Genomic DNA, 6,567 nt, shown 5'->3' with positions numbered 1-6,567 from the left:
AATTAGTGACAGTTGTTTGATAACTGATAACTGCTCACTGTTCACTGTCTTTCCTGGTGCCTATGGCGCGGTGGAACCACACTGATACATCCCGAACTCAGAGGTGAAACGCTTCTGCGGCTACGATAGTTGGAGGGTCGCCTCCTGCCACAATTGCTCGGCGCCAGGTCTCTTTTTACACTCAAAGCTCCTTAGTACAATTCTACAACTAAGGAGCTTTTTAGTTTTTATTCTCTCTTCTCTTTATATCTTCAGGCGACAAACTAGTTAAAGTGCTTGCTGTATAAGCTTCATAGCCTTTAAATCTCGCTGATAATATGCCTGCTTATGGCGAATCGAACCGACCAGTTCCTCGACCCATGCTTGACACTCATGCCAAGCAACTATCCAATTGAAACCATATAAACCTATCCAAAAATTACTATGCCTTTTTTCAGTTTTACCTTGCTCTTGGGAACGACAGACAGAAGCCAAAATCACCGGATTCAACGCACAAGGTCGCCCCAATGGTGGAACCATCCTCATCAACGATGACGCTAACGGTATCAGCTGGTTCATGGACACAACCCCGTTTGATAACAAGGAATTTGCCCAAACCCTAACTGACACAGCATTCCGCGCCACTAAAGGCGACAATACTGGTTATTTTCAATTTGTTTCTTGAATTTGCAAACGGACTGTATGATCGGTTGTGCCACTTAGTTGCAGTTCCATGATTTCTGTACCAAGAGGTTCAATGCAACTCAAAAGCGATCGCAGGTTTGGTGTACTTGCACCTGTGTCTACATACAATCTATCGGCTAAACTGCTGATGCGTTTCCATGTCATGTATAACTTGCCAATCAGCTGTTCCATTTGGGAAGCTTGATTGACTAAATCAGCCGCAACGCTTAAACAGCCAACTCTGTGGGCTTCTTCTAAGGCAGTTTCTATGTCTACGTCTTCTTTAGCTAGTGCTTGGACTTGTGCCGCAGATTTGAGATATTTGGCTAATTGACGGGCTTCTGTGGTGACTTGCTTGATAGTGTCTACGTCAGGGTTGGCAATAATTTCTTTTTGAATAAATTTTTGGTGCTGTTCTGGCAGTTTTTCCATTTCCTTGACTAGTGGCGCGATGTAGCGTGGTGGTAAGGAATTATCTGCGGCTTTTACCTTGACTGGTTCCGGGATTAAATCTGAAGACATCGCCATCCATTCATCGGTGAGTTGGCGGACTTCGCGGCGGGTGATGCGATCGCCTTTTTGGGCGGCTTCACTCACCATCTGTTGGACTTCTGGGGACGATTTCGCCGTTTCGACAAAGGCGCGTTTGCTAAAGTTATTGACTGCGGCTGGTTCTAGGCGACCTTCTTCTAAAAGTGTATCGGCACTGTTGGCTAGTTGAATCCAAGAATAAGCTTGACTCTTGCTAATTTCTCTTTCTTTGAGCCATTTGAGAAAGCCAGTACCCCGCCCATCGCCACCTTTTTTTTCTCTGTCACGTACAGCCCTTAAAATTCGTCCCCGCCAAATTTCTGTTTGCAGGTCAAAGCGATCGCATACTTGCCAAGCTATATCTAACTGCTGTAAAAAATCAGACTCAGGAATTTGCTCATCTTCTGGGTCGGGTAGTTCAAAACTAAGATCAGTGGGCTGTTGTAGGGCAGCAGCAAGGTCATTAATAGCGTCGGTATCTTGCACGGTGGATAACTGACTAAAATATGCGTCGGCTTATTATGACACAATCTTTAGGGAGTGGGGAATAAGATACAGATTGGCTAGTGCAAACCTGGTTTGGCGAAACTCGAAAATGTTACTTAGCTAATTTGTGCTGAGGTTGCGATCGCTACATGACATCTTTGATGAAACAAAAGAGTGATCGTCGAGATTGGATATGATTGAGCATCAACTAACAGAATCTTTGTGATGGATGCTGATTGCTGCATATATTCAGCGACGCAAATCTAATTTCGTTAAATCTAGAATTCAGGACTTACGCACAAAGATTTTTTATGGAGAGTGGGTGAAAGGGTTTGAGGGTGTCAGAGTAGTAGTTTGTGGGGTGGGCAAGATGCCCACCCCACAAGATGGATAATGTTATTGAGATAAATTGAATAGTTGCAAATAAGCCGATAAGATGACTGGGCCAGTAAAGACAGTGATGATTGCGCCTAGTGCTAAAAAAGGGCCGAAGGGGATTTTTACTCCGGTTTTTTTAGGCGATCGCACCAACACCAATCCACCTATTAATACTCCCACAGTACAGGCAATTAAACTAGCTAACAGCAAATATCGCCAACCCAGCCAAGCTCCCATCATGGCTGCAAGTTTGGCATCTCCCGCACCCATCGCCGTTTTACCGAGAACTATTGAACCACCAAAGGCGATGCCATCAAATAGCCATAAACCAATAACAGCACCAACTATCCCCATCATCAGGTGTCTAACTATACTCACACTGCTGGCTTCTTGGGTAAAACCGCTAATTATTTGAAATCCCAAGCCTAACACTAAACCTGATTGTGTTAGGGCATTGGGTAGAGTCATGGTATCTAAATCAATTAAGGCTAATGCTAACAGCCAACTACAAAAAGCCCAATATCCTAACGTAGCGATGGAAACTTGAAATACTAAAAAAATCACAACAAAAACTATTCCCGTTATTGCTTCTACTACGGGATAACGAACAGCTATTTTATTTTTGCAATAACGGCATTTTCCGCGTAACCACAACCATCCCAGCACGGGTATATTGTCATAAGCTTTTAGCTGGTTTAAGCAATGGGGGCAACGGGAAGGCGGCCAAAGAATCGATAACCCCGCAGGGATTCGATAAACTACAACGTTAATGAAGCTACCTATAGATGCACCCAAGGCGAAAACAACAATAATCGCCGGAACGGCTATTAAAAAGTCCATATAGTCATTTGTCAATTGTTCTGTGTCATTTGTCGTTTGTCATTTGTTCTTTGTCAAATGACCAATGACCAATGACCAATGACTCATAACTAATACATGTGGGACTCAATTTGATTTAGAGGCACAAAACATTCTTGCGGTAAGAGAACGGGTTGGTTAGTAAAAATGACTTTACCTCGATGGGTAACACGATTAATTGCTACCCCAGAAGGTTGCCCCGCAATTTCAGGATGTACTTCACAATAAGTGTAGTAAATCTTGCCAGCCGCCCTGATGATTGCGGGATCAATCAGAGGTGGCTGGATTCTAGAGGCGGTGAAATTAGCTGTCTCTTGTCGTAAAGCGTACACTATGTTACTGCTATCTACTTACTAGATTTTGTCTATAGTGTACCCGAAACTTTCTGTAAAGATTGCCAATTTGGCGAGTTTATGCAAAAAGAATTATTTCTCTAGTGCTTGAATGAGGGAATTTCCCATTGCCTGACAACCCAAAAGGTTCATTCCTGGTGACATGATATCGCCTGTGCGATCGCCTTGCTCTAAAACTTGTAACACAGCTTTTTCAATGCTATCTGCTGCTTGTGGCTGATTTAACCCGTAGCGTAACATCATGGCGGCACTCAAAACCTGCGCCAGAGGATTAGCTTTATCAAGTCCTGCAATATCCGGTGCAGAACCGTGGACTGGTTCATATACACCAGGGCCAGAAGCACCCAAACTCGCAGAGGGTAACATCCCAATACTGCCAGTTAACATCGCCGCCGCATCGGAGAGAATATCACCAAACAAGTTCCCTGTAACAATCGTATCGAATTGTTTGGGAGCGCGGACTAATTGCATTGCGGCATTATCAACATAAAGGTGAGACAGTTCGACATCGGGATATTCGGCGGACAGTTTGGTGATGCGATCGCGCCATAACTGCGATACTTCTAATACGTTGGCTTTATCCACAGAACAGAGTCTACCGCTTCTTTTTCTCGCAGTTTCAAAGGCAACTCTCCCGATACGTTCAATTTCTGACTCGCTGTAAACCATTGTATTCAAACCGCGTTTCTCACCAGTCTCAGTTTCAAAAATGCCTTTAGGTTTACCAAAGTAAATTCCCCCAGTGAGTTCCCGCACCACCATAATATCTACGCCTTCGACAACTTCCCGTTTCAAAGTGGAAGCGTCAATTAACTGCGGCAGAATTTGGGCGGGGCGTAAATTGGCAAATAATCCCAAACCTGCGCGGAGTCCTAACAAACCTGCTTCCGGGCGCTGGTGAGATGGTAGAGTATCCCACTTATAACCACCAATAGCAGCGAGTAATACAGCATCACTCTTGCGACAAGTATCTAAGGTAGCGGCTGGTAGAGGTTCGCCTGTCGCGTCAATGGCTGCACCACCAATTAAAGCTTCTTGGAAGGCAAACTCAATATCAAATTTTTTCCCTACGACTTTCAGCACATCTACCGCCACTGCCATAATTTCAGGGCCAATGCCATCGCCGGGAAGTAAGGTAATGCGGTAGTTTTGAGTCATAGCTAGTTTCTATTAGGTAAATGCTTGCAGATTAAATATCATACCTAGCAAGATGTACATCTGGAAGCTTTAATTTATTTAGATGTGTGTTGTCTCAATCGACCCTTCGATGACCAGACACAGGAGAGAATTTTTTTAGAAGCTGAGGCAGTGCGAATTATTTTAGCTCATTGCCAAAGTGGTGAATGGCAACTGCTGACTAGTCAAGTTATTGATGTTGAATTAAGGCGTACCCCAGATAGCGCCAGAAAAGAGCAGATCAAATTTTGGACTGAATGTGCAACAACCAAAATTACCATCACCCAGCAAATTGAATCTCGTGGTCTACAACTTTCCCAACTGGGTTTTAAAAACTATGATGCACTACATATAGCCTGCGCTGAAGCCGGAAATGCCAATATTTTTTTGACAACTGATGACAGAATGTTACGTTTGGCAGCTAGAAGCAAAAACCTGCTACAAGTTAGAGTAGAAAACCCGCTTCAGTGGGTAATGGAGGTTACTTCATGATAGATGTGACTAAACTTTCTCAATCGGAGATCCGACGACTCGGTATAGAAGCCCTCACAAAAGCTCTTGGCCCTGCCGGAATGGCAAGATTTATGCAGCAGTTTGAACTAGGAAGTGGAGATTACACAAAAGATAGGGAGCAAATTTTAGGCAATCCTTCCATTGAAGAAATTATTGCCGAAATTAAAGAAATGGAAAAATAACAGTAATCAGTTAATTTTGTCACATTTACTACTGAATTATTCAGCTTCAATCAACTCTTAAATCTGCTATTCCGCATCTACCCAAAGATTAAAAAAAAACTGTGCCTGAAAATTTTTTGCTCAGTTTCTTGTAATGTTTTGGATAAAACTAGCAAGAAATAAAAAAGTTTATGAATTTTAATCAAATTGGCCAAGTAGCAGTGGCACTGTTAACAGGATTTGGATTGAAAATCCTGGGTGCGATCGCTCTGTGGATTGTGGCACAGAAGTTGATTGATTTTGCACTCAAATTAGTCAGACGTGGTTTCCGCAGTCAACACGTTGATCCAACTCTAGTTAACTACTTGCTGAATATCATCGGCGTAACTTTAAGAATTATTTTAGTTGTCGCCATTCTCGGCTTTTTCGGTATTGAAACCACTTCGTTTGCTGCATTGTTAGCGGCTGCTGGTGTGGCGATTGGTGCAGCTTGGGGTGGATTGTTAGCTAACTTTGCAGCTGGGGCGTTTTTGATTGTCTTTAGTCCATTTAAAGTTGGAGACTTTATCACAGCCGCAGGTGTCACAGGTACAGTTACAGAAATTGGACTGTTCACAACCAATATCACCACACCCGATAATGTGTTAACCATTGTCGCTAATAATAAGATTTTTTCTGATAATATCCAAAACTTCTCAGCTAATCCTTACCGTCGAGTTGATTTATTAGCACAACTACATCACGATGTCGATCATAATGATGCGATCGCTCGTCTCAAAGCCAGAATCAGCCAAATTCCCAACGTAGTCAATAATCCTGTGCCAGATGTAGAAATTATCACCTTTAATTTAGCAGGGCCAGTATTAGCCGTACGTCCCTACTGCAATAATGACCACTACTGGCAAGTTTATTTTGACACCAACAAAGCCATACGTGAAGCATTTGGTGAAGCTGGTTATCCCATTCCTGAACAACGCTACGCCTTTAGTAGTCAATCTTCTAATGGAACAGTCAATGATGGTGAATCTGTGATGTCATCTGCCTCGATGATGAGTTAAGTTTGCACATATCAAATCAAATTTAATCAGGACTTCCGCATAAAAACGAAAAATCAAGGGCTTTGGCGAGGGTTTAGGGGTATAGAGTGTACTTATTCAAAATCCTTACACCCCAAACCCTTTCACCCTTTCACCCAATCTCCACAGATAATCTTTGTGCGTAAGTCTTGTTAATTTGTCAAAATCTCTCAAAAAATAGAATATTTGCGAACAAGTAGGTAAGTTATATACTTTACCTACTTTTTTATCAGCCTGAAATGTTATTAGCTGTATATTTAAACACTGAAGACCAATTTGATCATAACTCAGTTTCAATTTTGGAAACGAGACTGACAACAGGGCTAAAGAGAGGCTAGGTTAGTGTGTAATTAACGACCGTACTCCTTTAGA

At 42.6% G+C, this 6,567-nt stretch carries 8 protein-coding genes and 1 rRNA gene; 4 read left to right on the top strand and 5 right to left on the bottom strand.

Annotation, left to right across the window (positions count from 1 at the left end):
* The first annotated feature begins 52 nt into the window (after positions 1-52).
* Positions 53-169: ribosomal RNA gene (rrf, locus tag H6G28_RS22340) — 5S ribosomal RNA — on the top strand.
* A gap of 98 nt (positions 170-267) precedes the next feature.
* On the opposite strand, the gene H6G28_RS22335 is transcribed toward rrf, so the two are convergent.
* From H6G28_RS22335 to leuB, 5 genes are all read right to left on the bottom strand, one after another.
* Positions 268-558: a hypothetical protein gene (locus H6G28_RS22335; protein ID WP_190591784.1), complete on the bottom strand. Its 291-nt coding sequence runs from the start codon at positions 556-558 to the stop codon at positions 268-270.
* Between the two features lie 90 nt (positions 559-648).
* Positions 649-1,680 (bottom strand): hypothetical protein, encoded by a 1,032-nt coding sequence (locus H6G28_RS22330; protein ID WP_190591785.1) that lies wholly within the window; start codon positions 1,678-1,680, stop codon positions 649-651.
* 396 nt (positions 1,681-2,076) lie between these two features.
* On the bottom strand, positions 2,077-2,898 hold the full coding sequence (locus tag H6G28_RS22325; RefSeq protein ID WP_190674272.1) for a prepilin peptidase: 822 nt from the start codon (positions 2,896-2,898) through the stop codon (positions 2,077-2,079).
* An 89-nt stretch (positions 2,899-2,987) separates the two neighbouring features.
* Positions 2,988-3,248 (bottom strand): hypothetical protein, encoded by a 261-nt coding sequence (locus tag H6G28_RS22320; protein ID WP_190674251.1) that lies wholly within the window; start codon positions 3,246-3,248, stop codon positions 2,988-2,990.
* 93 nt (positions 3,249-3,341) lie between these two features.
* Positions 3,342-4,427 (bottom strand): 3-isopropylmalate dehydrogenase, encoded by a 1,086-nt coding sequence (gene leuB / locus H6G28_RS22315; RefSeq protein WP_190674249.1) that lies wholly within the window; start codon positions 4,425-4,427, stop codon positions 3,342-3,344.
* Positions 4,428-4,511: 84 nt separating this feature from the next.
* On the opposite strand from leuB, the gene H6G28_RS22310 reads away from it, so the two are divergent.
* From H6G28_RS22310 to H6G28_RS22300, 3 genes are all read left to right on the top strand, one after another.
* Positions 4,512-4,937, top strand: a complete 426-nt coding sequence (locus H6G28_RS22310) for a PIN domain-containing protein (RefSeq protein ID WP_313949969.1) — start codon at positions 4,512-4,514, stop codon at positions 4,935-4,937.
* Entirely contained in the window at positions 4,934-5,140 is a 207-nt protein-coding gene (locus H6G28_RS22305) for a hypothetical protein (protein WP_190674246.1), read from the top strand. The genes H6G28_RS22310 and H6G28_RS22305 overlap by 4 nt, the downstream gene beginning before the upstream one ends.
* A gap of 170 nt (positions 5,141-5,310) precedes the next feature.
* Positions 5,311-6,177, top strand: a complete 867-nt coding sequence (locus H6G28_RS22300) for a mechanosensitive ion channel family protein (protein ID WP_190674243.1) — start codon at positions 5,311-5,313, stop codon at positions 6,175-6,177.
* The last annotated feature ends 390 nt before the right edge of the window (positions 6,178-6,567 follow it).

The organism is Nostoc sp. FACHB-190 (genome assembly GCF_014696905.1).
Taxonomy (GTDB): Bacteria; Cyanobacteriota; Cyanobacteriia; order Cyanobacteriales; family Nostocaceae; genus Nostoc_B.
The sequence above is the reverse complement of the archived record's forward strand: the minus strand, read 5'-3'. Positions and strand labels throughout refer to the sequence as shown.